The 21,701-nt window shown below is 67.8% G+C and carries 22 protein-coding genes and 2 tRNA genes; 16 read left to right on the top strand and 8 right to left on the bottom strand.

All coding sequences use genetic code 11. The annotated features are described in order from the left end of the window. Positions 1-77 precede the first annotated feature (77 nt). Positions 78-491, bottom strand: a complete 414-nt coding sequence (locus EI982_RS15945; protein ID WP_157690625.1) for a universal stress protein — start codon at positions 489-491, stop codon at positions 78-80. A gap of 96 nt (positions 492-587) precedes the next feature. Continuing rightward, a complete protein-coding gene (locus EI982_RS15940; RefSeq protein WP_157690624.1) occupies positions 588-2,543 on the bottom strand; it encodes a methyl-accepting chemotaxis protein in 1,956 nt (651 codons plus the stop codon). A 223-nt stretch (positions 2,544-2,766) separates the two neighbouring features. On the opposite strand from EI982_RS15940, the gene EI982_RS15935 reads away from it, so the two are divergent. The 3 genes from EI982_RS15935 to EI982_RS15925 all read left to right on the top strand — a co-directional run bounded on the left by EI982_RS15935 (position 2,767) and on the right by EI982_RS15925 (position 4,155). Further along, on the top strand, positions 2,767-3,426 hold the full coding sequence (locus EI982_RS15935) for an ArsR/SmtB family transcription factor (protein WP_157690623.1): 660 nt from the start codon (positions 2,767-2,769) through the stop codon (positions 3,424-3,426). A gap of 159 nt (positions 3,427-3,585) precedes the next feature. After that, positions 3,586-3,951, top strand: a complete 366-nt coding sequence (locus EI982_RS15930) for a DUF2178 domain-containing protein (protein WP_233255246.1) — start codon at positions 3,586-3,588, stop codon at positions 3,949-3,951. Between the two features lie 3 nt (positions 3,952-3,954). Continuing rightward, on the top strand, positions 3,955-4,155 hold the full coding sequence (locus tag EI982_RS15925) for a helix-turn-helix transcriptional regulator (RefSeq protein WP_157690621.1): 201 nt from the start codon (positions 3,955-3,957) through the stop codon (positions 4,153-4,155). Positions 4,156-4,205: 50 nt separating this feature from the next. Here EI982_RS15925 and EI982_RS15920 read toward each other — a convergent pair whose 3' ends face one another. Continuing rightward, the gene (locus EI982_RS15920; RefSeq protein WP_157690620.1) at positions 4,206-4,643 is read right to left on the bottom strand and encodes a DUF8526 domain-containing protein; all 438 of its coding nucleotides are present in this window, start codon (positions 4,641-4,643) and stop codon (positions 4,206-4,208) included. Between the two features lie 79 nt (positions 4,644-4,722). Here EI982_RS15920 and gatD point away from each other — a divergent pair, with 79 nt between their 5' ends. After that, positions 4,723-5,967: a Glu-tRNA(Gln) amidotransferase subunit GatD gene (gene gatD, locus EI982_RS15915; protein WP_157690619.1), complete on the top strand. Its 1,245-nt coding sequence runs from the start codon at positions 4,723-4,725 to the stop codon at positions 5,965-5,967. Positions 5,968-6,025: 58 nt separating this feature from the next. Here the strand turns inward: gatD and EI982_RS15910 are convergent, their stop codons facing one another. After that, positions 6,026-7,348 (bottom strand): methyl-accepting chemotaxis protein, encoded by a 1,323-nt coding sequence (locus EI982_RS15910; protein WP_157690618.1) that lies wholly within the window; start codon positions 7,346-7,348, stop codon positions 6,026-6,028. Between the two features lie 136 nt (positions 7,349-7,484). Here EI982_RS15910 and EI982_RS15905 point away from each other — a divergent pair, with 136 nt between their 5' ends. Next, positions 7,485-8,792 carry an NAD(P)/FAD-dependent oxidoreductase gene (locus EI982_RS15905; RefSeq protein ID WP_157690617.1) on the top strand — a complete coding sequence of 436 codons (1,308 nt, stop codon included), beginning with the start codon at positions 7,485-7,487 and terminating at the stop codon, positions 8,790-8,792. On the opposite strand, the gene EI982_RS15900 is transcribed toward EI982_RS15905, so the two are convergent. Continuing rightward, positions 8,789-9,391: a DUF6149 family protein gene (locus EI982_RS15900; protein WP_157691260.1), complete on the bottom strand. Its 603-nt coding sequence runs from the start codon at positions 9,389-9,391 to the stop codon at positions 8,789-8,791. The genes EI982_RS15905 and EI982_RS15900 overlap by 4 nt on opposite strands. 110 nt (positions 9,392-9,501) lie before the next feature. On the opposite strand from EI982_RS15900, the gene EI982_RS15895 reads away from it, so the two are divergent. The 7 genes from EI982_RS15895 (at position 9,502) to mptA (ending at position 15,557) form a co-directional block, all read left to right on the top strand. Next, complete coding sequence (locus EI982_RS15895) at positions 9,502-10,740, top strand: NAD(P)/FAD-dependent oxidoreductase (protein WP_157690616.1); 1,239 nt, start codon at positions 9,502-9,504, stop codon at positions 10,738-10,740. A gap of 136 nt (positions 10,741-10,876) precedes the next feature. Continuing rightward, complete coding sequence (locus EI982_RS15890; protein ID WP_199243669.1) at positions 10,877-12,100, top strand: NAD(P) transhydrogenase subunit alpha; 1,224 nt, start codon at positions 10,877-10,879, stop codon at positions 12,098-12,100. Positions 12,101-12,103: 3 nt separating this feature from the next. Then, positions 12,104-12,385: an NAD(P) transhydrogenase subunit alpha part 2 gene (locus EI982_RS15885; protein ID WP_157690614.1), complete on the top strand. Its 282-nt coding sequence runs from the start codon at positions 12,104-12,106 to the stop codon at positions 12,383-12,385. 1 nt (position 12,386) lies between these two features. After that, positions 12,387-13,814, top strand: coding sequence for an NAD(P)(+) transhydrogenase (Re/Si-specific) subunit beta (locus EI982_RS15880; protein ID WP_157690613.1), 1,428 nt, complete (start codon positions 12,387-12,389; stop codon positions 13,812-13,814). Between the two features lie 62 nt (positions 13,815-13,876). Beyond that, on the top strand, positions 13,877-14,089 hold the full coding sequence (locus EI982_RS15875) for a DUF7979 domain-containing protein (RefSeq protein ID WP_233255245.1): 213 nt from the start codon (positions 13,877-13,879) through the stop codon (positions 14,087-14,089). Positions 14,090-14,149: 60 nt separating this feature from the next. Beyond that, the gene (locus EI982_RS15870; protein WP_394352065.1) at positions 14,150-14,539 is read left to right on the top strand and encodes a DUF7124 domain-containing protein; all 390 of its coding nucleotides are present in this window, start codon (positions 14,150-14,152) and stop codon (positions 14,537-14,539) included. 82 nt (positions 14,540-14,621) lie between these two features. Further along, positions 14,622-15,557 carry a GTP cyclohydrolase MptA gene (gene mptA / locus EI982_RS15865; protein ID WP_157690611.1) on the top strand — a complete coding sequence of 312 codons (936 nt, stop codon included), beginning with the start codon at positions 14,622-14,624 and terminating at the stop codon, positions 15,555-15,557. On the opposite strand, the gene EI982_RS15860 is transcribed toward mptA, so the two are convergent. After that, entirely contained in the window at positions 15,558-16,364 is an 807-nt protein-coding gene (locus EI982_RS15860; RefSeq protein WP_157690610.1) for a TrmB family transcriptional regulator, read from the bottom strand. Between the two features lie 41 nt (positions 16,365-16,405). Continuing rightward, the gene (locus EI982_RS15855) at positions 16,406-18,001 is read right to left on the bottom strand and encodes a DUF255 domain-containing protein (protein WP_157690609.1); all 1,596 of its coding nucleotides are present in this window, start codon (positions 17,999-18,001) and stop codon (positions 16,406-16,408) included. A 174-nt stretch (positions 18,002-18,175) separates the two neighbouring features. Here EI982_RS15855 and EI982_RS15850 point away from each other — a divergent pair, with 174 nt between their 5' ends. The 4 genes from EI982_RS15850 (at position 18,176) to EI982_RS15835 (ending at position 21,129) form a co-directional block, all read left to right on the top strand. Next, on the top strand, positions 18,176-18,652 hold the full coding sequence (locus tag EI982_RS15850; RefSeq protein WP_157690608.1) for an FxsA family protein: 477 nt from the start codon (positions 18,176-18,178) through the stop codon (positions 18,650-18,652). Between the two features lie 58 nt (positions 18,653-18,710). Further along, positions 18,711-18,784: transfer RNA gene (locus EI982_RS15845), tRNA-Ile, on the top strand. A gap of 178 nt (positions 18,785-18,962) precedes the next feature. Continuing rightward, a complete protein-coding gene (locus EI982_RS15840) occupies positions 18,963-20,114 on the top strand; it encodes a cobalamin-independent methionine synthase II family protein (protein WP_157690607.1) in 1,152 nt (383 codons plus the stop codon). 268 nt (positions 20,115-20,382) lie between these two features. Then, positions 20,383-21,129, top strand: a complete 747-nt coding sequence (locus EI982_RS15835; protein ID WP_157690606.1) for a hypothetical protein — start codon at positions 20,383-20,385, stop codon at positions 21,127-21,129. A 413-nt stretch (positions 21,130-21,542) separates the two neighbouring features. Here EI982_RS15835 and EI982_RS15830 read toward each other — a convergent pair. Further along, positions 21,543-21,617: transfer RNA gene (locus tag EI982_RS15830), tRNA-Met, on the bottom strand. Positions 21,618-21,701: the final 84 nt, after the last annotated feature.

Raw genomic sequence — 21,701 nt, 5'->3', positions numbered from 1 at the left:
CCGAGCGAAGGGGCCGAACGGACATGAACCGGCGGAAGGCGGCCGTACTCGCCGGGTGTGGGGTGGTCACATCCGCACTACCGGACCACGGTCACGGGCGTCGGCGACCGTCGGACGACCGCCTCGGCGACGCTCCCGAGGAGGACCCGTGAGATGCCCTCGCGGCCGTGGCTCCCGAGGGCCACGTGATCGAAGGCGTCCTCCCCGGCCACGTCGACGATGACGCGGGCGGGACCGCCGACCTCGATTCGGGTGGCGAGCGGACCGTCGGCGCGTTCACGGGCCGCGTCGAGCTGTTCCTGTGCGTGTTCGCGCGCCCGTTCGTACCACGTCTCCGAACTCCCGGGGAACCGTCCCCCGAACCCGGCGGTCACCGGGTCGATGACGTAGAGGAGGGTGTAGTCCGCGTCGGGCCACTCGTCCAGCACGAACCGGAGCGTCGCCTCGGACTGGGGCGTCCCGTCGAAGGGGACGAGGACGTGCGATGGCATATCCCGACCTACGCGGGAGGGATACAAAAGTACCGCCGGCCAAGGGCGTCGACGATGGGCGACCGGGCCCAAGAGCGGGGGTGGGACGTCCCCGGACTACGGGTCGGCGCCGGTGGGCGTCGCCGACGCGTCGGGACGGCCGTCCGTCCCGGTGCCGTCGACCACGAAGGTCGTGAGGAGGTCCTCGAGTTCGCCGGCCTGCGTGGCGACCGAGGACACGCTCTCGCTGATCTCGTCCATCGACGCGGTCTGTTCCTCGACCGCGGCGGAGACGCTCTCGGCCTCGGCGGCGGATCCGTCGCTGATCTCCGTGACCTCGTCGATCATCGATACGACTTCCTCGATGCTCGCGGCCTGGCTGTCGGTCGTCTCGCTGATCTCCCGAACCCCGTCGTCGGTGCGTTCCGCGTTCGACGCGACCCGCTCGAACACCTCGACGACGTCGGTGACGGCCTCGATCTCCCGCTCCATCAGGTCGCTGGCCCGCTCGACTTGGGAGACGACGTCGTCCGTCCGCGACTGCGTCGCCGCGATGCGATCCCGAATGTCGCCCGCGGAGTCCTGGGTCTCTTCGGCCAGCTGCTTCACCTCGTTGGCGACGACGTCGAACCCCTCGGCCGAACCGCTACCGCCGTTGCCGCCGTCGCCGGCGCCGGCGCGCGCGGCCTCGATGTTGGCGTTCAGTGCGAGCAGGTTCGTCTGCTCGGCGATGTCGGAGATGACGTCGGTGATCTCGGCGATGGCGTCCATCTGGGTTTCCAACTCGTCGACGGTCTCGACCGTCGTGTCGATGGAGGCCTGCACGCTCCGTGCGTCCTCGAGCATCTCGTCGGCCAGCTCCCGCCCGTCGGCGGCGATGGTCGTCGTCTCGTCGGACACCTGCGCGACCTCCTGTGCCGACGCGGCGACCTCCTCGATGGCGGCCGAGAAGTCGGACACCTCGCCGGAGGCCTCGTCGAGCATCCGCCGTTGGTCGTCCGTCCCGGTCGCGATCTCCTGGATCGAGTCGCTCACCTCCTGGCTGGCCTCCGCGACCTGCCGGGTCGCCGAGTCAGCCTCGGACGTCTGGGTTTCGACCGCGGCGGCGAACGACTGGATCCGGGTGACCGTCCCCTCGATCTCCCCCGTCATGTCGTTGAGCGCGTGGCCGATCTCGGCCATCGCCTCGCTCTGGCTCTCGGGGTCGACCCGGACCGTGAGGTCACCGTCGGCGGCCCGCGACATCGCGTCGCGGTACTCCTCGGCTTTCTCCTGTAGGTGTGCGTTCAGCTCCTCCACCTCCTCGCGTTGCCGTTCGGCCTCGGTTTTCAGTTGCTCCGCCTCGGCTTTCTCGCGTTCGATCTCCGCCTGCCGCTCCTCGAGGTCGTCGATCCGCGTCGCCCGTTCCCGTGCCCGTTGCAGTTCCCGTTGTGCCTTCTTCCGGGACCGCTCGATCGAACTGAGATGGATCGTCAGCGCGCCCGCGAGGACGGCGACGAACCCGCCGTGGATCACGCCCCACACCCACGGGTTCAGCTGTGCCGCGGTGTGGTTGTAGACCCGCGACGGGTCGATCATGCCGAAGAGACCGTGCGTGACGACGACGTACGTGATCCCGACCCCGAACGGCAGCCAGTCCTCGTAGATGGCCGCGATCCCGATGGCGACGAAGAAATGGAAGTGTGCCTCGATGTAGCCGCCGCTCACGTGCACCAGCGTCCCCGAACAGAACGCGAGCCCGGTCACCGCGAGCACCGTCCGCAGCCGGCGGCCGAGCTGCGGCACCGCCGCCGCGCCGGCGAAGGCGACGATGATCCCGGTCTCCAGCAGGAGGGTTTCGAGCGGAATCGCCGGGAGCGTGGCCCCCGTCACCGGCTCGGTCCCTTCGAGCATCCCGAGCCCAAACAGCACCGGAACGTGCACCAAGACGGTGACGATGAAGTACTTGTGGCGACGTGCCCACACGTCGTCCGGGATCGTACTCCCGGTCGGTATGTACGCCAGTAAGCCATCCAACGATCGGTCGACGTCGACCTCGGTTTTTTGTTTCCCCGATGATATTTCCTCGGTCATATGAGCCGACTACCGCATCGGACAGTATAACATGTAGGCCCCGAGTATCATCGGAGAGAACGACGCAACCGGCCGATATTCGGGGAAGCCCTCCGACCGGGCGGCACCCCCGAGTCGAGGGGGGCGACCCCGACGCAGGCCCGTGATCGGACGCCGCCACGACGGGCCGGCGGCCGGCGTCGCACACACAGCCCTTATCACCTGTCGACGTTTACCTCACGTCATGGACTCGGCGGTACTACTCGATCTCCTCGGCAACGAGAACCGCCGGCGGATCCTGCGACTGCTGTCGCGGAAGCCCTGCTATGTCACCGAGATCAGCGAATACCTCGGGGTGAGCCCGAAGGCCGTCATCGATCACCTCCGGAAACTGGAGGAGGCGGGCCTGATCGAGAGCCACACCGACGACAAGCGGCGGAAATACTTCCACATCTCCCGGAACCTCCGCCTGGAGGTGAGCGTCTCGCCGTACGGGTTCGGCGCCAAGAGCGCGTACCCCGCGAGCCCGAGCCTCGATATGGACGGCCACTGTCGGCACGTCTCGCTGGACGCGCCGGGCGAGGCCGAGGACGACGTGCAGGAACTCGCGACCGCCTTCGAGCGGTTACAGACCCTAGAGAACGAACTCTCGCTGGCCCAGCGGTGGGTGTACGGCCGGATCACGGAGGTGTTGGAGCGGCTGGACGACCACCTGGGCGTCGACGCCGACAACCGCTTTCACGCCGAGGTGCTGGCGGCCGTGGCGACGGGTGCCCGGACCACCGACGAGGTCGTCGACGCCGTCGACGCCCCGACGGACGCCGTCCGGGGCGCGCTCAACACGCTCGCCGACCGGGGGGTCCTGGCCCGACGGAGCGACGAGTGGCAGGTCGCGCGCTCGTAGCTCGGCGGTCATCCGGCCCTCACGCGACATCGTGCAGCGCCGACTGAGGCGAAAGAGTTACCATCGAGTGTAAAGTTTCCTTTACAGTAAAGGGTGCTTTACATGCTAGCAGCGACACACACCACGGCAGGGATCACCCGTCGAACGTACAGAGGACTGGTGTACGGCGTGGTCGGGATCGGTATTCTCGGACTCCTCGTCGGGCTGGCGACCGATCGGCATCTCGTCGGAACGGTCCTCTATCTGCTCGGCTCGTGGATCGGGGGTGTGATCGCCGTCGTGGCTCCGAGATGGAGCGACCAACAGTTGCAGGACGAACGGGACGATGCGTTACACAACCGTGCGAGCGGTCTGGCAATGGGAATCACGATGGCACTCGGCATCGGCATCGTTCCGGCCCTGTACGTTCTCGAAGCGGGCGGGTACGTCGATCTCACGGGGGCGATCGGTGGGGGGATACTGGTCGCGTCGGCGCTCTTTCTCCTGTACGGCGTCTGCTTTGGAATCGTCAAGCGGCGACCATAGCGCATGCGGAACGATCTCCCCAGGCGACGCGAGGAGGCAGGGATCAGTCAGGCGGAGCTCGCGGACGCGATCGCAGTCACCCGCCAGACGATAAACGCCATCGAACGCGACCGGTACGATCCGTCGTTGGAACTCGCGTTCGAACTCGCGGCCCATTTCGACTGCCGGATAGAGGACATCTTCGACCCACAGCTCGACCGGTAGCCGGGCGGTGGGACGCCCCCGCCGTCTCCCCGTCGGGCACCGCCCGCCGCCTATAGCTCCCGGGTCAGGCCCGCCCGGAGGTCGCGGCCGAAGTAGTGCCCCAAGAGGGCCGCGATCAGCCCGGCGGTCGTGCCGACACCCGCGACCTGGAGCCCGTAGTCCGCGACGACGGGCAGGAGGGCGGTGTCGAACGCCGACACGACAAACCCGATTCCGGCCGTGAGCGCGCCCGCGAGGCCGGCTTCGACGTATCGGTGGTCGGAGACGACGAACGCGAGGACGAACCCGGCGAGCGCGATGCCGAGGAAACGCCCGACCGAGCCGATCAGCGGGACGCTCCCACCGGCGACGAGGCCGACGAGCGAGAGGACGACCGCGAGGAGGAACGGACGGAGGGCGAAGATCCTGGCCAGTCGACGGCGGAGGCCGGCGAGGCGGCCGGTCGAGGCCTCGGCGTCGTCGGTGCGGCGGAACTCGGGGCGACGCATACGCCGACTCGGGGGTCGAGCGGCAAGTGACTTGCGCCCAACGAATGGATTCAAGTCCGCCCGGGCGGTACCGCGCTGTATGAACCCAGGGGATCGCGTCCGCGTCGAACGCGGAAGCGTCGCAAACGAGGGCGTCCTCATGCCCTCGACGACGGCCGACCACCTCGTCGTGAAACTGCCGGGCGGGTACAACGTCGGCATCGACCGCGAGGCGGCGGCGGTCGAGGTGCTCGAACGCGACGTCTACGACGTCGATGGCGCGGGCGAGGGTGCGGGTGCGTCGACCGTCGAGTTCGACGACGACCTGCCGACCGTCTCGCTCATCTCGACCGGCGGCACCATCGCGTCGACGGTCGACTACCGGACGGGCGCGGTGACCGCCCAGTTCGACGCCGAGGACGTCCTCCGGGCGGTGCCGGACCTAGCGGGGCGGGCCAACTACCGCGGCCGGGTCGTCGCCAACATCCTCTCGGAGAACATGACACCCGACGTGTGGCGGGAGCTCGCCCGGGCCGTCCACGAGGAGATCGAGGCGGGCGCCGACGGGGTCGTCGTCATGCACGGCACCGACACGATGCAGTACACCGCGTCCGCGCTGTCCTTCATGCTGGAGACGCCGGTCCCCGTCGTCTTCACCGGGAGCCAGCGCTCCGCGGATCGTCCCTCCAGCGACAACGTGATGAACGCGGTCTGTGCCGTGGAGGCGGCCACGAGCGACCGCGCCGAAGTGCTGGTCTGTATGCACGGATCGTCGAGCGACGACGCCTGTGCCCTCCACCGGGCGACCCGGGTCCGCAAGAACCACACCTCGCGGCGCGACGCCTTCGAGACGGTCGGCGCGGAGCCCATCGGCCGCGTCGACTACGACACGGAGACCGTCGAGTTCCGCCGGGACGGCCCGGAACGGGGCGAGACCGACCTCGCCATCGCCCCCGACCTGGAGACGAGCGTCGAACTCGTCAAGTTCACGCCGGGGATGAACCCCGCGGCCCTCGACCACCTCGACGACGCCGACGGCGTCGTCATCGAGGGGACTGGACTGGGACACGTCGCCACGGACTGGATCGACCGGATCGAGGAACTGGTCGACGGGGGCACGATCGTCGCCATGACCAGCCAGTGTCTCGAAGGGCGGGTCTGTGACCGGGTGTACGACACCGGCCGCGACCTGCTCGACGCGGGGGTCGTCGAGGCCGGCGACACGCTCCCCGAGACGGCGACGGCGAAGCTGATGTGGGTGCTGGAAAACCGGTCGGAGCCGGCCGCAGCGATGCGGGAGTCGCTCGCGGGCGAACTCCAGCCGCGGTCGACGCCGTGGCGTTGAGTGGCTGCCCCGACCCGAACGGGCGACGAGTGCTACGCCGGGACAAATCGGCGCTGGCTTACAGCTCCGTCTGGACGTCGAGTGCGTTCAGCTGATCGACTTCGGTACTGATCGCCTCGATCCGACTCGTCTGTTCTTCGTTGGCGGCGGCGATGGTTTCCGCCCGGTCGGCAACGTTCTCGAAGCCGTCCGTCGTCTCGTCGACCATACTCGCGATCTCCTCCGTGCTGACGGCTTGGTCGTCGGTAGCCTCCGCGACTTCGGTGATACCGTCGGACACCTCCTCGACGACTTCCGCGATCTCCTGGAAGTTCTCCCCCGAGTCTCGAACCTTCTGCGCCCCGTCCTGTACGACCTCGTTAGTCTCTTCGAGGCTTTCGACCGTCTCCTCGGTATTGGTGCGCACCTCGGCGACGATCCCCTCGATTTCGCCGGCACGGCGCTTCGACTCCTCCGCTAGTGACTTGACTTCGTCGGCGACGACAGCGAAGCCCTCGCCGGCTTGGCCGGCGCGGGCGGCCTCGATCGAGGCGTTCAGCGCGAGCAGATTCGTCTGGTCGGCGATGTCGTTGATGACGTCGACCAGTTCGTCGATCTTTTGAATGCTTTCGTGGAGGTCCTGTATCTCGCGGGTGGCGGTCTGTGCTTCCGTCTCGATCGTCTCCATCATCTCGATTGTCGCCTCGGCGTCGGCCTCGCCCGCGCGAGCCTTGTCCCGGGCTCGATCGCTAATGGCGTTCACCTCGTCCGCCGTGGCGGCGATCTCCTCCACGGTCGCCGACAGGTTCGACACCTCGCTGTCGACCTCGGTGATCGAACGGAGCTGCTCGGAGGTGTCGGTACTGATCCCTTGGGAGGCGTCAGCGACCTCGCGTGCAGTCGCTTTCACCTCGTCGATCGCGGTTTTGATGCTACCGGTCGCCTCTTTGCGGTCGCTGATGTCGTGGAACGTCTCGCTGATCGCGACGACGTCGCCGTCGTCGTTGCGGATCGGACGAACCACGAGTTCCGTCGGGATGACACGGCCGTCGTAGCTTTCCTTCTCGACTTCGACGCGGATTTCCTCTTTTCCGTTGTCGACGATCTGTTTGAGGGTGCAACTGTCCGTCCCGCAGACATCCGGGTGACAGAACTGGTCGTAGCAGTTGAGGAGTTCGCTTCCCTCCGCTTCGACTCCGCCCAGCTCCGTCATCAGATCATTTTCGACGACGACATTGAACTCCGTGTCCAGAATACGCATTGCTGCCCCCGTCGAGTTCATTATCTCGCGTATGCTGTTCGAGAGGACATCGTGGAGTTCGTCGTGGTCGAGGGTCTTTCCGCCGGTGATCTCCTGTGAAAAGTCGACACCGCTCGTGGCACCGGACTCCTGTGTCGCCATACCGCTAGCTGCGAGAGTCTTGTATAAATGTATCACCGCTAGCTATTCACAATTGAGAATTTGATCCCGGTCGAACGGGCCACCGACCGCCGAACCGATCCACAATCCACTTATCGCTCCCCGGCGGAAGGTGGGTATGATCCACGTGGTCGGCGGCGGCATCGCCGGACTGTCCGCCGCCTACCGGCTCCAGCAGCACGGCCACGAGGCGACGGTGCTGGAGGCGAGCGACGACCTCGGGGGCCTGGCGGCCACGTACTCGACCGCCGGCGACGACGTCGAGAAGTTCTACCACCACCTCTCGAAGTCCGAGGAGACCATCGTCGAGTTGGCCGAGGAGCTGGGGCTCGGCGACCGGGTCGAGTGGCTGGTCGGGAAGAACGCCTACTACGTCGACGGCGTGGTCCACCCGCTCGACACCCTGCCACAGATCGCCGCCTACCCCCATCTGAGCCTCTACGATACGTTCCGCCTCGGCCTCCTGACCCTCGAAATCGACGTGCGCGGCGGGCGTCCCCGGTTCGACACGTACGACGACCTGGAGGCCTTCGAGGACGTGCCGATCAAGGAGTTCCTGCTCGAACACACCACCCGTGGGGTCTACGAGAACTTCTTCGAACCCCTGCTCGACGCGAAGTTCGGCGACCGGAAGGAGGACGTGAGCGCCGCGTGGCTGCTCGGCCGGATCAAGTTCCGCGGCGAACGCGACCTGCGCCGGGGGGAGATCCTCGGCTACTTCGAGGGTGGCTTCGCCGTCCTGATCGACGCGCTCGTCGACGCGGTGGGTCGGGACCACGTCGAGACGGGGACGCGAGCGGTCGACCTGTCGACGGCCGGGGGCGCCGTCGAGTCGATCACCGTCGAGACCGAGTCGGGCACGGAGACCCGGTCGACCGACGGGGTGGTCGTCGCGACGATGCCGAACGTCCTCGAATCGCTGACGGGGTACACCTGCGAGATCGACTTCCAGGGCGCCGTGTGCGCCGTGATGACGATGGACGAACCACTCACGGAGACGTACTGGCTGAACGTCGCCCACGACGCCCCCTTCGGGGCGTTGATCGAACACACGAACTTCGTCCCGCCGGCGCGGTACGGCGGCGACCACCTGTGCTACATCGCCAGCTACGTCCAGGACCGGGAGGAGGACGTCTGGCGGATGGACGACGACGAACTGGAGGCGACGTGGCTGGATCACGTCGGGGAGATGTTCCCGACGTTCGACCGGTCGACGGTCCGGGAGTTCCGGGTGGCGCGCAACCCGCGGGCGGCGCCGGTCTACGAGCGGGGATATCTCGATCTGGTCGTCCCCTACGACCTCGGCGACGCGGTGGCGGAAGGGGTCTACTACGCGGGAATGGCGAGCCGGGCGCAGTATCCGGAACGGAGCCTGAACGGCGGCGTCGTCGCTGGCTTTACGTGTGCTGATCGGATCGCCGACTAGGCGCCTTCGGACTCCCGGACGTCGTCGGGGGTGACGCCGGGGGCCTCGGTCGGGTCGACGTCCTCGGGTTCCTCGATTCCGCCCGCGACGACGTCCTCGCCGGTGTCGACGTACACGTCGTCGGCGAACCCGCCCTCGGCGTGGGGATGTTCCGGATCGTCGAGTTGCTCGGGTGTCGAGGGGGCACTGGCGACCCCGCCGGCGGGCCGGAAGTCGCCGAGCGGGTCGTCGATGGTGATCCCGTGGCGCTCGAAGAAGTCGACGTAGCGCTCGTAGTGGTCCTCCAGTTCGTCAGTGGGGAACTCCATCATCTCCACCCAGCCGTGGTTGTAGAAGTCGAAGTTCGCCTGAATGTGGGTGATCTCACGGGCCTCGGCCTCGGTGTACCCCTCGTTGAGCGCCGCGAGGTAGGTGTCCATGGTCGCGTCGAAGAAGTCGTCGAGGTGGGCACGACGCGCCTCGCGGACGTCTTCGTCGGCCTTCTCCAGGAAAACGCGCGTGTGCAGGTCGACCAGTTTGTCGTTGACGATCGACCCCACCACCGGGAGGGTGAGCGCCTTCCGGGACGCGAAATGGCGGACGTTCTGGCTGATCTTCATCGCCGTCGGTTGGGATCGTTCGCCCTTCAAGCCAACGGTGCCCCGTCCGGGTTCGAGGCGAATTTCGCGGATAGCAATCGACATTAACCCGTACCTCCAAACGTCGGGGTATGACCCAGTCGTATGTGATCATCGGCGACGGGATCGCGGGGAGCTCCGCGGCGGAAACGTTGCGCGAGGGGGCGCCGGACGCCGAGATCACCGTCATCACCGACGAGGGTGAGGCTCTCTACAATCGTATTCTCATCAAGGAGTTCGCCAAGGGCAAACTGCCGGAGATGCCCGTCTCGATCCACGAGCCCTCGTGGTACGAGGAGCGCGACATCGACCTCCGGCTCAACACGCTGGTCACGAACGTGGACCCGGAGGGGCACCGACTGCGGACACACGAGGGGGAGCGCATCGAGTACGACAAGCTCCTGGTGGCCACGGGCGGGACGCCGGCCCAGCTTCCGGTCGAGAACAGCGACGCCGAGGGCGTCCACCACTTCTGGACGTTCCAGGACGCGCGGGCGATCCGCGAACACGTCGAGCGAGCGGAGACGGGCATCGTCGTCGGCGCGGGGCTGCTCGGCATCGACCTCGCGGCCATCTGCGGCGAGCAGGACGTCGACGCCCACTACCTCATGCGTGGCGACTGCTGGTGGCGCTACGCGCTCTCGACGGAGGGCGCGGAGATCCTCCACGAGGCGATGCGCGAACGCGGCGTCGAGCCGGTCTTTGGGAGCAGCGTCGACCGCTTCGAGACCGACGACGACGGCCACGTCACGGCCGCGATCGACCCCAACGGCGACCGCTACGAGGGTGACTTCGTCGGCATCGCCATCGGCCTGGACTTCAACACCGAGATCCTGCAGGGGACGGGCGTCGAGTGCGACGACGGGATCCTCGTCGACGAGTACATGCGGACGAACGTCGACGACATCTACGCCGCGGGCGACATCACGCGCTATCACGATACGATCCTCGGCGAACGCGCCCAGAACGGGTCGTGGGACAGCGCCAAATCGCAGGGGACGGTCGCCGCGAAGAACATGCTCGACCCCGAGTCGGAACCGTTCCGCTTCGTCTCGTCGTACTCGATCACCCACTTCGACTTCCCCTTCCTCTCCTTTGGCCACCCGACCATCGGCGACGACGAGGCCGAACGCAAGTACTCCGACACGGAGTGGCGTCGCCTGGCGTTCAAGGACGGCAAGATCGTCGGCGGCGTCCTGATCGGCGACCTCTCGCCACAGAGCGCCTACAAGCAACTGATGGAGGAGGAACGCGTCGTCGCGGACCAGAAGGAGGTCCTCCTCGAGAAGTCCGTGGACCTGGAGAACCTCGCCCCGACCCAGGAGCAGTAACGACCCCACCCCGCCCTCTCCGTCGCCGCCCGTCCTCGCCGAACCTGAATCCGAGACGAAACGTCCCGAGAATTTATGTGAGGGGTCCGAAATTCGTACGTAGTGTGGCAACGAAACTCACGGAGCGTGTAAACGTGTGGCGAAGGGATCGACACCGGGACGGGCGGGTGGACCGGAGCGTCGCGTCATGATCGTCGGGGTGCCGTCGGAGACGGCCGAGGACGAGACGCGGGTCGCGCTCATCCCCCCGGTGACGGAGAAACTGGTCGACCGGGACGTGGACGTCTGCGTCGAGAGCGGCGCGGGCGTCGGGTCCGAGTGGTCGGACGCGGCGTACCGCGAGGCAGGGTGTACGGTCGTCGACGACCGGGAGACGGTGTTCGAGCGGGCCGACGTGCTCTGTCAGGTCAGAGGGCTCGCGGCCAACGAGAGTGAACCGATGGACCCGTACCGCGAGGGCCAGGTGGTGATCGGGACGCTCGGCCCCTACGACCTCGAAGAGGGGACGTGGCAGGAACTGGGCGACCGCCGGCTGAGCTCGTTCGCCCTGGAGTTCATGCCCCGGATCAGCCGGGCACAGAGCATGGACGTGCTGTCGTCGATGGCGAGCGTCGGGGGGTACAAGGCGACCCTGGTGGCGGCCGAGCGGCTCCCGAAGCTCTTTCCGCTGGAGATGACCGCCGCCGGTACCGTCCAGCCGGCGGAGGTGTTCGTGATCGGCGCGGGCGTCGCGGGACTGAAGGCCATCTCCACGGCGGAGCGTCTCGGCGCGTCGGTCCGCGGGTACGACATCCGGCTGGAGGTGAAACAGGAGGTCGAGAGCCTGGGTGCGGACTTCGTCGAACTCGACCTAGAGACGGAGGGATCGGGCGACGACGAGGGGTACGCCGTCGAGATGGGCGAGGAGTTCTACGAACAACAGCGCAAGGAGCTGGGACGGGTGGTCCCCGAGTCGGACGTCGTCATCACGACGGCGGCCATCCCCGGCGCGCCCGCGCCGGAACTCGTGAGCGAGGGGATGATCGCGGACATGGACGACGGGTCGGTGGTCGTCGACCTCGCGGCGGCGGATGGCGGCAACTGCGACCCCACGGTCGCCGACGAGACGATCACCTACGAGGGCGTGACGGTGTTCGGGCCGACGAACCTCCCGGCGACGGTGCCGAAGACGGCGAGCCAACTGTTCGCCAACAACCTGTACAACTTCCTGGATCACCTGCTCGCGGACGGCGAGCTGGTCATCGACACCGAGGACGAGATCATCGACTCGACGCTACTGACACACGATGGCACGATACGACGACCCCACGAGGAGAACGACGAACCGGCCGACGAGGAGGCGGGGACGGATGAGGAGTGAGCCATGACGTTCGTCCAGAACCTGACGCTGTTCGTGCTGGCGGCCTTCGTCGGCTACGAGATCATCACGAAGATTCCGACGAACCTCCACACGCCGCTGATGTCGGGGGCCAACGCCATCTCGGGGATCACGCTCCTGGGATCGGTCGTCGTCGCCGGCTCCGGCTCCGACCTGCTCGCGACGGCGCTCGGCTTCGTCGCCGTCGTCATGGCGACGATCAACGTCGTCGGCGGGTATCTCGTGAGTCACTTCATGCTCGACCAGTTCAGCCAGCGGGGGAAGTGAGATGGCGGGCGTACTCGGCGGGCTCCCGAACTCGGTGCTCCAGTTCGTATACCTGATCGCCAGCGTCCTCTTCATCCAGGGGTTGCGCGACATGACGCATCCGCGGACGGCGACCCGGGGCAACGGCATCTCCTCGCTCGGGATGCTCCTCGCGGTGGTCGTGACGGTGCTCTGGTTCGAAATCGCCTCCCCGCTGGTCCTCGGCGCGGCGCTCCTGGTCGGCGGAGCGGTCGGCGCGTGGCTGGCGGTGACGGTCGAGACGACCGAGATGCCACAGCTCGTCGGTCTGTTCAACGGCTTCGGCGGCGGCGCCTCCGCGCTCGTCGCCGGGGCGGAACTGGTCGACCGCGTCGTCACCGGGAGCGGCCTGCCGGTCGGCGTGACCGCGACGGCGGCCATCGCCGGTATCATCGGCGCGGTGACGTTCTGGGGGAGCCTCGTCGCCGCCGGCAAGCTCCACGGGGTGGTCGGCGACTCGCCCGTGAGCAGCACCGTCGGCCACGGGATCAAGGTCGTGACCCTGGCGGCCGCCGTCGCGAGCGGCGTCGTGCTCGTCGCACAGCCCGGCTTCGTCGGCGGCGCACCGGTGTCGTCCTACTGGGTCCTGGTCGCCGCCGCGTCCGTCCTCGGAATCTTCCTGGTCGTCCCCATCGGCGGGGCGGACATGCCCGTGGTGATCGCGCTGTTGAACTCCTACTCCGGGCTGGCCGCCGCCACCACGGGGTTCGTCCTCGGCAACACCGTCCTCATCGTCGCGGGGACGCTGGTCGGGGCGTCGGGACTGATCCTGACGGTCATCATGTGTGAGTCGATGAACCGCTCGCTGGTCAACGTCCTCTTCGGCGGCCTCGGCGGCGACGACGAGATGGAGGACATGCCGGACATCTACGAGGGATCGATCAGCGAGACGTCCGCCGAGGAAGTCGAGATGTTGCTGGACGTGGCCGACCGCGTCGTCATCGTTCCGGGGTACGGGATGGCCGTCGCACAGGCCCAACACGCCGTGGCCGAACTGGCCGAACTGCTGGAGGAAGACGGCGTCGACGTCGAGTTCGGCATCCACCCGGTCGCGGGCCGGATGCCGGGCCACATGAACGCGCTGCTGGCCGAGGCCGACGTGCCCTACGACAAGATGCGGGAACTGGAGGAGGTGAACCCGACGTTCTCGCAGACGGACGTGGTGATCGTCACCGGCGCCAACGACGTGGTCAACCCGATGGCGAACACCGACGACTCCAGCCCCATCGCGGGCATGCCGGTCCTGGAAGTGGGCGAGGCCCGCTCGGTGGTCGTCAACAAGCGGAGCCTCAGCCCCGGGTTCTCCGGCATCCCCAACCCGCTGTTCGCCGAGGACAACACGAGTATGCTCTTCGGCGACGCCAAGGCGTCGATGCAGGAACTGGTGAACGTCTACAAGGAGAACCGCTGAGCGACCGACGGGGGACGCCCCCCGACGAAACCTTTATCGTCCTAAATGTGTATTGTTGTCACATGTCACGCCCCGTCGACGCCGACTACGACGTGAACCGAACCGACACCGTGCCGGAGAGCGCACGAGTGCGTCACTTCGACGAACTCGACGACTCGGCACAGCAGTATCTCGTTCACGTCGCGGAGGGCGTCTCTTCCCGGGACCCGACCAACCTCTCGGAGCTGAACGAGGGCGACGTGGTCGTGTTCACCGACTACTACCACGTTCAGTAGCGGGATCGAAGCCGTTTTGCCCGGTGGTGTGGTAACTCGTCCATGGACAGCGGCGGGACGATGACGCTCGCGTTCGAACTCGGGGCGCTCGAAGCGCTCGCCGATCCGAACGCGGTCTTCGACGACGCTCGACAGTGGACCGAATACGTGGGCGTCCTCAGCGACCAGCCGACGTACGTCGTCACCAACTTCACGCGCAAGCGACGCATCCGTCAGGACTTCTTCTCGGGGCCGCGGGGCGTCCGCGAGAGCCTCGACAACGTGGCCGACCAGTTCGACACCGACCGTCACGTCTTCATCGGCACGACCGACGAGGACCGCGCCGCCGCCGAGGACCACGACTGGGAGTACCTCTCCGTCGAGGAGGCCGCGGAGTTCGCCGACTGGGAGCTCGGCGAGACGGACGAGGAGGACCCCTTCGAGGGGGAAAGCCGGGACGATTGGCCGTAGTCGCGGCGTAACGGTCGACGGACGTCACACGGGACCGAGTGGATCGAAAGCCATAATCACGGCGGGTCCTTGCCGATAGTCGATGAGTCACCAGTTGCCTGACGTACAGGCAAGCAAGCCCGACGTGACCGTCGGGCTCAGTCAGGTCGGCGTCACCGGGGTCGAGAAGCTCGTCACGATCGACCGGAACGGCAAGCGACCGATCGTCTTGATGGCGGAGTTCGAAGTGTTCGTGGATCTGCCCAGCGGCCGCAAGGGGATCGACATGAGCCGAAACATGCAGGTGATCGACGAGATCCTGGAGGCGGCCGTCTCGGAGCCCTCCTACCGCGTCGAGGAGGTGTGTGGCGACGTCGCCGAGCGACTCCTCGAGAAACACGACTACACCTCGACGGCCGAGGTCCGGATGGAGGCCGACTACGTCACCCGGGAGCGGACGCCGGCCTCCGACTTAGCGACACAGAACACCGCGACGATCATCGCGGGCGCCGTCGCGACCGAGGAGGGGACCCGAGAGGAGATCGGTGCCCGGGTCACCGGGATGACGGTGTGTCCCTGCTCGCAGGGAATGTCCGAGTCGCGGGCCCGCGACACCTTGCGTGATCTCGGCGTCGACGAGGGAACGGTCGAGACGTTCCTCGATCGGGTCCCACAGCCGGGTCACTCACAGCGCGGCCACGCGACGCTCACGATCACGAGCGACGGCTCGCCCGACGTCGACCTGCGGGACGTGATCGACGTCGCCCGGGACGCGATGAGCGCGCGGATCTACAACCTCGCGAAGCGGCCGGACGAGGATCACATGACCTACCACGCCCACGCGGACGCCAAGTTCGTCGAGGATTGCGTGCGCTCGCTGGCCGAATCCGTCGTCGAGGAGTTCGGTCACCTCGCCGACGACGCGGTGATCCACATGAAACAGTCGAACGACGAGTCGATCCACCAGCACAACGCCCACGCGGAGCGGGAACTCACGCTGGAGGCACTCCGCGCGGAAGTCGACGGCGACGCCGCCTGATCACGGCCGCTGCACCGGGGTCGACTCCGCCCACTGTTCCTCGAAGACGGTCCGCACGTCGTCCGCGAAGGTGGCGTCTTTGAAGTCGATCATGGCGAACACCTCGCTCGAATCGAGCGGGTTCGGCACCTCGATGCACACCTCCTCGCCGTCGATCAGCGTGAACGTCCCGTCGATGCTCGGCGACCCCCGGATCTCGTAGCGGTCGTAGTCGCCGAGTCGGGTCTCGAAGCGCTCGTTGAGTTCCTCGGGGACGGTCTCGATCAACTCCGGGTGGACGAGCACCTGCACGGTGACCCCGCGGTCGAGCGCCGCCTCGAACGCCTCGAGGACCTGCTGGCCGACCGTTCCGAGGTCGATCTGTGGGGAGGGGAGACCGACGACGTAGTGGATCTGCTCGTCGGCCGCCGAGAGGCGTTCGAGGAACAGTTCGACCGTCTCGTCGGCGCCGACCGCCGCGGTCCAGAACTGCCCCTGGACGGAGTCGGCCGCGTCGAGGTCGTCGATCAGGTCGTCGGCCACGGCCTCGTATCGCTCGGCCTGCTGGTCGAGTTCCCGCTTCCGGGCCTCGACCAGGCGGTCCAGTGCGGCGTCGGGTTCGACGGCGACGTACTTCTTGGGCCGACTGGCCGCCTGACTGCGGACGAGGCCGTTACCCTCCAGATCGTTCAACACGTCGTAGATCCGGCCCATCGGCACGTCGCTGGAAGCCGACAACTCTTTTGCCGTTGTCGGCCCCTGATCGAGGAGTTCGCGATAGGTCCGCGATTCGTACTCGGAGAGGCCGAGATCTCGGAGCGTCGCCATACGTCCGCGTGCGTGGCGAGAAGTAAAAACGAACCGTTCGTTTACTCCGCGGCGAGGTCGGCAACGGCCGCGGCGAGGTCGGCCGGGGCTCGGACCGTCCGGGAGCGGTCGCCGACGGTCACGCGTGCCGTGCCGGGGTCCGGATCGGGCGCCCGCGGGCGGACGACCGCCTCGTGGTCGGCGACCCGCAGGGCCGCCCGGTGGAGGTCGCTGCCCGGGTCGGTCGCCACGCGGATCGACAGCCCCTCGCGCCCGAGGCGGGCGGCGACGGCGCCGTAGCCGGCGACCTGGACGCCCAGTCGGTCCCAGGCGCCCGCGAAGGCGCCGACGGCGTCGCGTGCCACCTCGCGGTATCGCTCCTCGCCGGTCAGGGTCGCCAGGTCCAGGAGCGCGTCGGCCATCTCGACGTTGCCGTCGAGGGGGTGGAAGGCCCGGTCGAGCAGTCCCGGCCCCTCGGCCGGCCCGTCGCGGAACACGCCGTCGTCGAACAGCGACTCGATGGCCCGGTCGGCGACCCGGCGGGCCAGATCGAGGGCGCCCTCGTCCCCGAGCACCTGAACCGCGCGGGTAGCCGCGGCGACGGTCCACGCCTGATCCGCGAGGACGAGCGTCGGCGCGTCGGGGGCCGCGTAATGTCGCACGACGCCGTCGTCGACCAGCTCCGACCGGAGCGTCGAGAACGTCCGCCGCGCGTACTCCCGGGGACGCTCGGCGTCGGTGTACGCGGCGAGGGTGAGCAGGGCGTCGACCGCGAGGGCGTTCGAGTCGGCGAAGGCGGTCAGATCCGTTCGCGGGCCGGTGTCGTCGCCCGCCTCGGTCGGGGCCTGACTCCCGCCGAACGCCGACCCGTTCCACAGAGCGTCGATCAGGTACTCGACGGTCCGGTCCGCGGGCCGTCGGTACGCGTCCTCGCCCGTGTAACAGTACGCGTGGGCGAACGCCCGCACCAGCGCGGCGTTGTCGGCGAGGAGTTTCGCCCGGTCGGGATCCCCCCAGTCCCGGGTCCGGGCGTAGCGGAAGAAGCCGCCCGCATCCTCGTCGAAGAGCCCGCGGGTGATGGCGTCGAGGGTCTGGCGGGCCTTCGCCCGGTCACGCTTGAGGGCGAACTCGACGGTCCGGGGCAGGGGGAACTTCGGGGCGTCGCCCCAGCCGCCGAACTCTTCGTCGAAGGCGCCGTCGACCTGGCCGGCGAGGTGTTCCTCGATGCGGTCGGTCACGGGCCCCCGCGGTGGCCGGTCGTCGCGCAGGCTCCGGGGGATGCGCCCCGCGTCGGCACCGCTCGTGTCCCAGCGCTCGCGCACCCGGTCGAGGACGTCGCGCATCCCGTCCGGGCCGAGGAAGCCGGCGCTCGCGATCCGCTCGCCGTCGGGCGTACAGAACACCGTCGACGGGAAGCCGCCGACGTTGTAGCGCTCGCGGACCCGGGGCTGGCGGTCCACGTCGACGCGGACGGGCACGAACCCGTCGTTCAGGTTGGCCGCGATGCGCGGTTCGGCGTACGTCCGGGCGTCCATCTCGTGACACTCCCCACACCAGGTCGCCGTCAGCGCGAGCAACACGGGCGCACCGCGGCGGCGAGCTTCGTCGAAGGCGGCCTCGTCCCACTCGCGCCACTCGACGCGTGTCCCGTCGGTCATACCGACACTCCGTGGCGGGCGGGCCTAATACTGTTCATTGTGAGTCATACCGGTGGTTCGCCAGGACAGTCAGGCGAACCATCGGTGACCAGTCACGATGATCCGTACACTTCCTCACGGCCGCCGACGCGACGGCGTCAAAAGGGCTATGGGCGGGCGCCCGGTAGTGGACGTATGCGCCTGCGCTGGGTGTTCGTGCTCCTGTTGCTCGTCCCCCTCACCGACGCCCTGTTGCTCGTCGTCGTCGCCGACGCCGTCGGCGCGCCGACGACCGTCGCGCTGGTCGTTCTCACCGGTCTCGTCGGGATGTTGCTGGTGCGCGCCGAAGGGCGGCACACCGTCCGCCGCCTCCAAGAGCGGGTCGCTACCGGCGAGGTGCCGACCACGGAACTCATGGACGGCGGCCTGCTGATCGCCGCGGGCGCGTTCCTGCTCACGCCGGGACTCGTCACCGACGCCATCGGCTTCCTGCTCGGCGTGCCGCTGACGCGGGCGCCGATCCGTGCCCTCCTCGAACGGGGCGTGGTACGGCCGTATCTGGAGCGCAAGAGCGGCGGGTTCGTCACCGGCGGCGTCTACACCGGCGGCTTCCCCGACGACGAGGACGTGTACGACGTCGACCGCGGGTCCTACCGCGTCGACGACGAGTGACTGCCCCGAACGGAAACGCTTAAACGAAAGACCGCGCAAGGGACTGATGCGCTCACCTGGGCCAATAGCTCAGTCAGGTTGAGCGCTCGGCTGATAACCGGGAGGTCCGCGGTTCAAATCCGTGTTGGCCCACCTCCTTCCCGGCCGGTCCTCGACCGGCCGGGAACTGGGGCCGTAACTCCCCAGCCATTTCATCTCGATTCACCCACCACCCAGACCCCTCTCCGCACGCGCACGCCAAGGTTCCGCCACACCCGGAGGAGGAGCATCGGGACGCATATTTGCATCGGCGACGAGGGAACACCCAACGATGGCGAGCGACGAGCGAATCCGCACGACACACATCGGAAGCCTGCCCCGTCCGCCGGAACTGCTCGACCTGCTCGAGAAGCGCCAGGACGGCGCGGCGGTCGACTCCGACGAGTGGGCGGCGACCGTCGAGTCGGCCACGCGCGACGTCGTCGAGCGCCAGGTCGCGGCCGGCCTCGACGTCGTCAACAACGGCGAACAGCCCCGCGTCTCGTTCAACTGGTACGTCGCGGACCGGCTCAGCGGCATCGAGGGCGAACGCGAACAGGAACTCTGGGCGGACCTCCAGGAGTTCCCGGACTACGCCGAGGAGACGTTCGAGACCGACGTCATCGACCTGTCGATGCATCCGGTCGTGACGGGGGCAGTCGAGTACACCGGGCGCGAGGAAGCCGAGGCCGAACTCGCGGCGTTCCGCGACGCGCTGTCGGCCGTCGATGCCGACGTCGAGGGGACGTTCATGACCGCGGCGTCACCCAGCGTCGTCACGGCCACGCACGTCGACGAGTACTACGACTCCTACGACGAGTTCCTCTTCGCCGTCGCGGACGCGATGGCCGAGGAGTACGAACTCGTCGCCGAGAGCGGCATGACACTCCAGATCGACGCCCCGGAACTCCTCACCGTCGGCCACACCGCAGCCTACGCCGACGAACCCCTCGAGACGGTCAAGGAGGCGACGCGTCTCCACGTCGAGGCGCTCAACGAGGCGCTGTCGAACGTCCCGAGCGACCAGGTTCGGCTCCACACCTGCTGGGGGAGTTACGAGGGACCCCACCACCTCGATACGGATCTGGCCGAGATGCTGCCGGAGCTCTACGAGGCCGACATCTCGGGGCTCAGCGTCGAACAGGCCAACCCGCGTCACCAACACGAGTACCGCGCGTTCGCCGAACACCCGCTGCCGGACGGCTGGACGCTCCTGCCGGGCGTCGTCGACGTGAAGACGAACATCGTCGATCACCCACGGACCGTCGCCGACCGCTTGGAGCGGGTCGCCGAAGCGGTCGACGATTCGACGCCGCTGGTCGCCGCGCCGGACTGCGGGTTCGGCACGCAGGCCGGCCTCGGCATGGTCGATCCCGAAATCGCGTGGGCGAAACTGGAGGCACTCGTCGAGGGCGCCGAAATCGCGACCGAACGTCTCTACTGAGGAACGGTCGATCCCCGAGCGTTCGCGCCCCGGCCGGGGGCGTTGGCCACAAAATTCATGTCATGGTACGACATACCACGGACATAGCGAGGTGATGGTACAGTCTATCCGATCACTCCCCCCAGCGGCATGCCACCCGAGCATCGAGCGGTGATCACGTAGCCCGCCTCCGTTTTCACGGTCGGCTCCGTTCACATCACAGCCGTTCCTCCGGCACGTCGGAACGAACCCCGAACCGTTAACTCGGGCGGTGCGAACCGACCTGACCATGGGGACGCTACTGACGGACGTCGTTGCCGACGTGGCCTACGACCTCCGTCGTCTGCACGGACTCTGGATGGCGCTTGCCTTCCCACAGCTTCGCGATTCCCATCCAGTCGTCAGCCGCTGGAGTCCGGAGACGACCCGGGAGCGCGTGAGCTACCGGGTCTGGGCGCTTCTTGGCGCCGTCGGGCTGCTCGTGGGCTACCCGCTCGCGGTCCTGGGGTTGCTGGTCCGATTTCACGTCGGACAGGTCGACCGGACGACCGCCCGCCTGGGCGCCGTCGGGACCGTCCTCCTCGCGACGCTCGTCTGGGGTGGGTTGACCGCGCTCGCTCGCGTTCGGTTCTCGGCGGAGGGGTTCCTCGCCGTCGCCGCCGCGGGCTCCGTCGCCGTCGTCTCGACGATCCTGGCGCTGCTCTTCCGGCGTTTCGGGGGACGCACGACGACGGTCGTGCTGGCCTACCCGTTCGCGGTGGTCGCGGTCTTTCTCCCGCCGGTGGTGGCGGCGCTCTACTCGCCGGCGCTCGCCGCGGCCGTCTTCCCCCGGAGCGAGACGCTCGCGGTGTGGGTGCTCGATACGCTCCTCGATTACCGCGGGCTGAACACCCTGATCCGCCGGCGGTTCGAACTCGTCGGGGTCGCGTACGTCGGCATGTGGGGTGCGCTCGCAGTGCCGGTGGGATGGGCCCTCGGCCTCCTGGTGACGCTCGCGAACCTCGTCCGGCCGACGGTCCCCGACGACGGGACCTGACCGGGGACGCGTCGAAAATGGACACCTCCAAGGGCGCGCGGCGACTCCCCCGTGTGTGGTCATCATCGTGACCTGCCAGGAGTGTGGTCGGGGGTACTCGCGCACCCGGTTTCTCGGCGAACCGGACCCACACGGCGCGCGGCCGTTCCAGTGCCCGAACTGTTATGCGTATCTCGGGCGCACCGAGCAAGGGTCGTCCTGATACCCTCGGGTCGGCGTGTCGATCACGGCCAGTGGGGCGGGGCCCCTGACGCCGTGACCGGACGGACGTTTCTCCCCGGTCGGGTCGTCGTCGAACACGAGAGGGATCTGAACCACGGTCGCTTCGCTCCCTGGTTCAAATCGACTGGGAAATTTCCGGCCGGCTGGCTCCCTCGTCACTCCGTTTCTCGGTCGCAGTTGCCGGCCGAAAATAGCGGGAGGTAGATTTGAACTACCGATCTCCGGGTTATGAGCCCGGCGGAATCTCCTGGCTATCCCATCCCGCTACCGAACCCTACCGGCGAGCCGGCGTTAAGGGTTTTGAAATCCGACCGCGGAACGGTGATCGCCGAACGTTTAATGTGACTCCG

The sequence above is a fragment of the Haloplanus salinarum genome, assembly GCF_009762275.1.
GTDB lineage: Archaea > Halobacteriota > Halobacteria > Halobacteriales > Haloferacaceae > Haloplanus > Haloplanus salinarum.
This window is presented reverse-complemented; position numbering and strand designations above follow the sequence as displayed.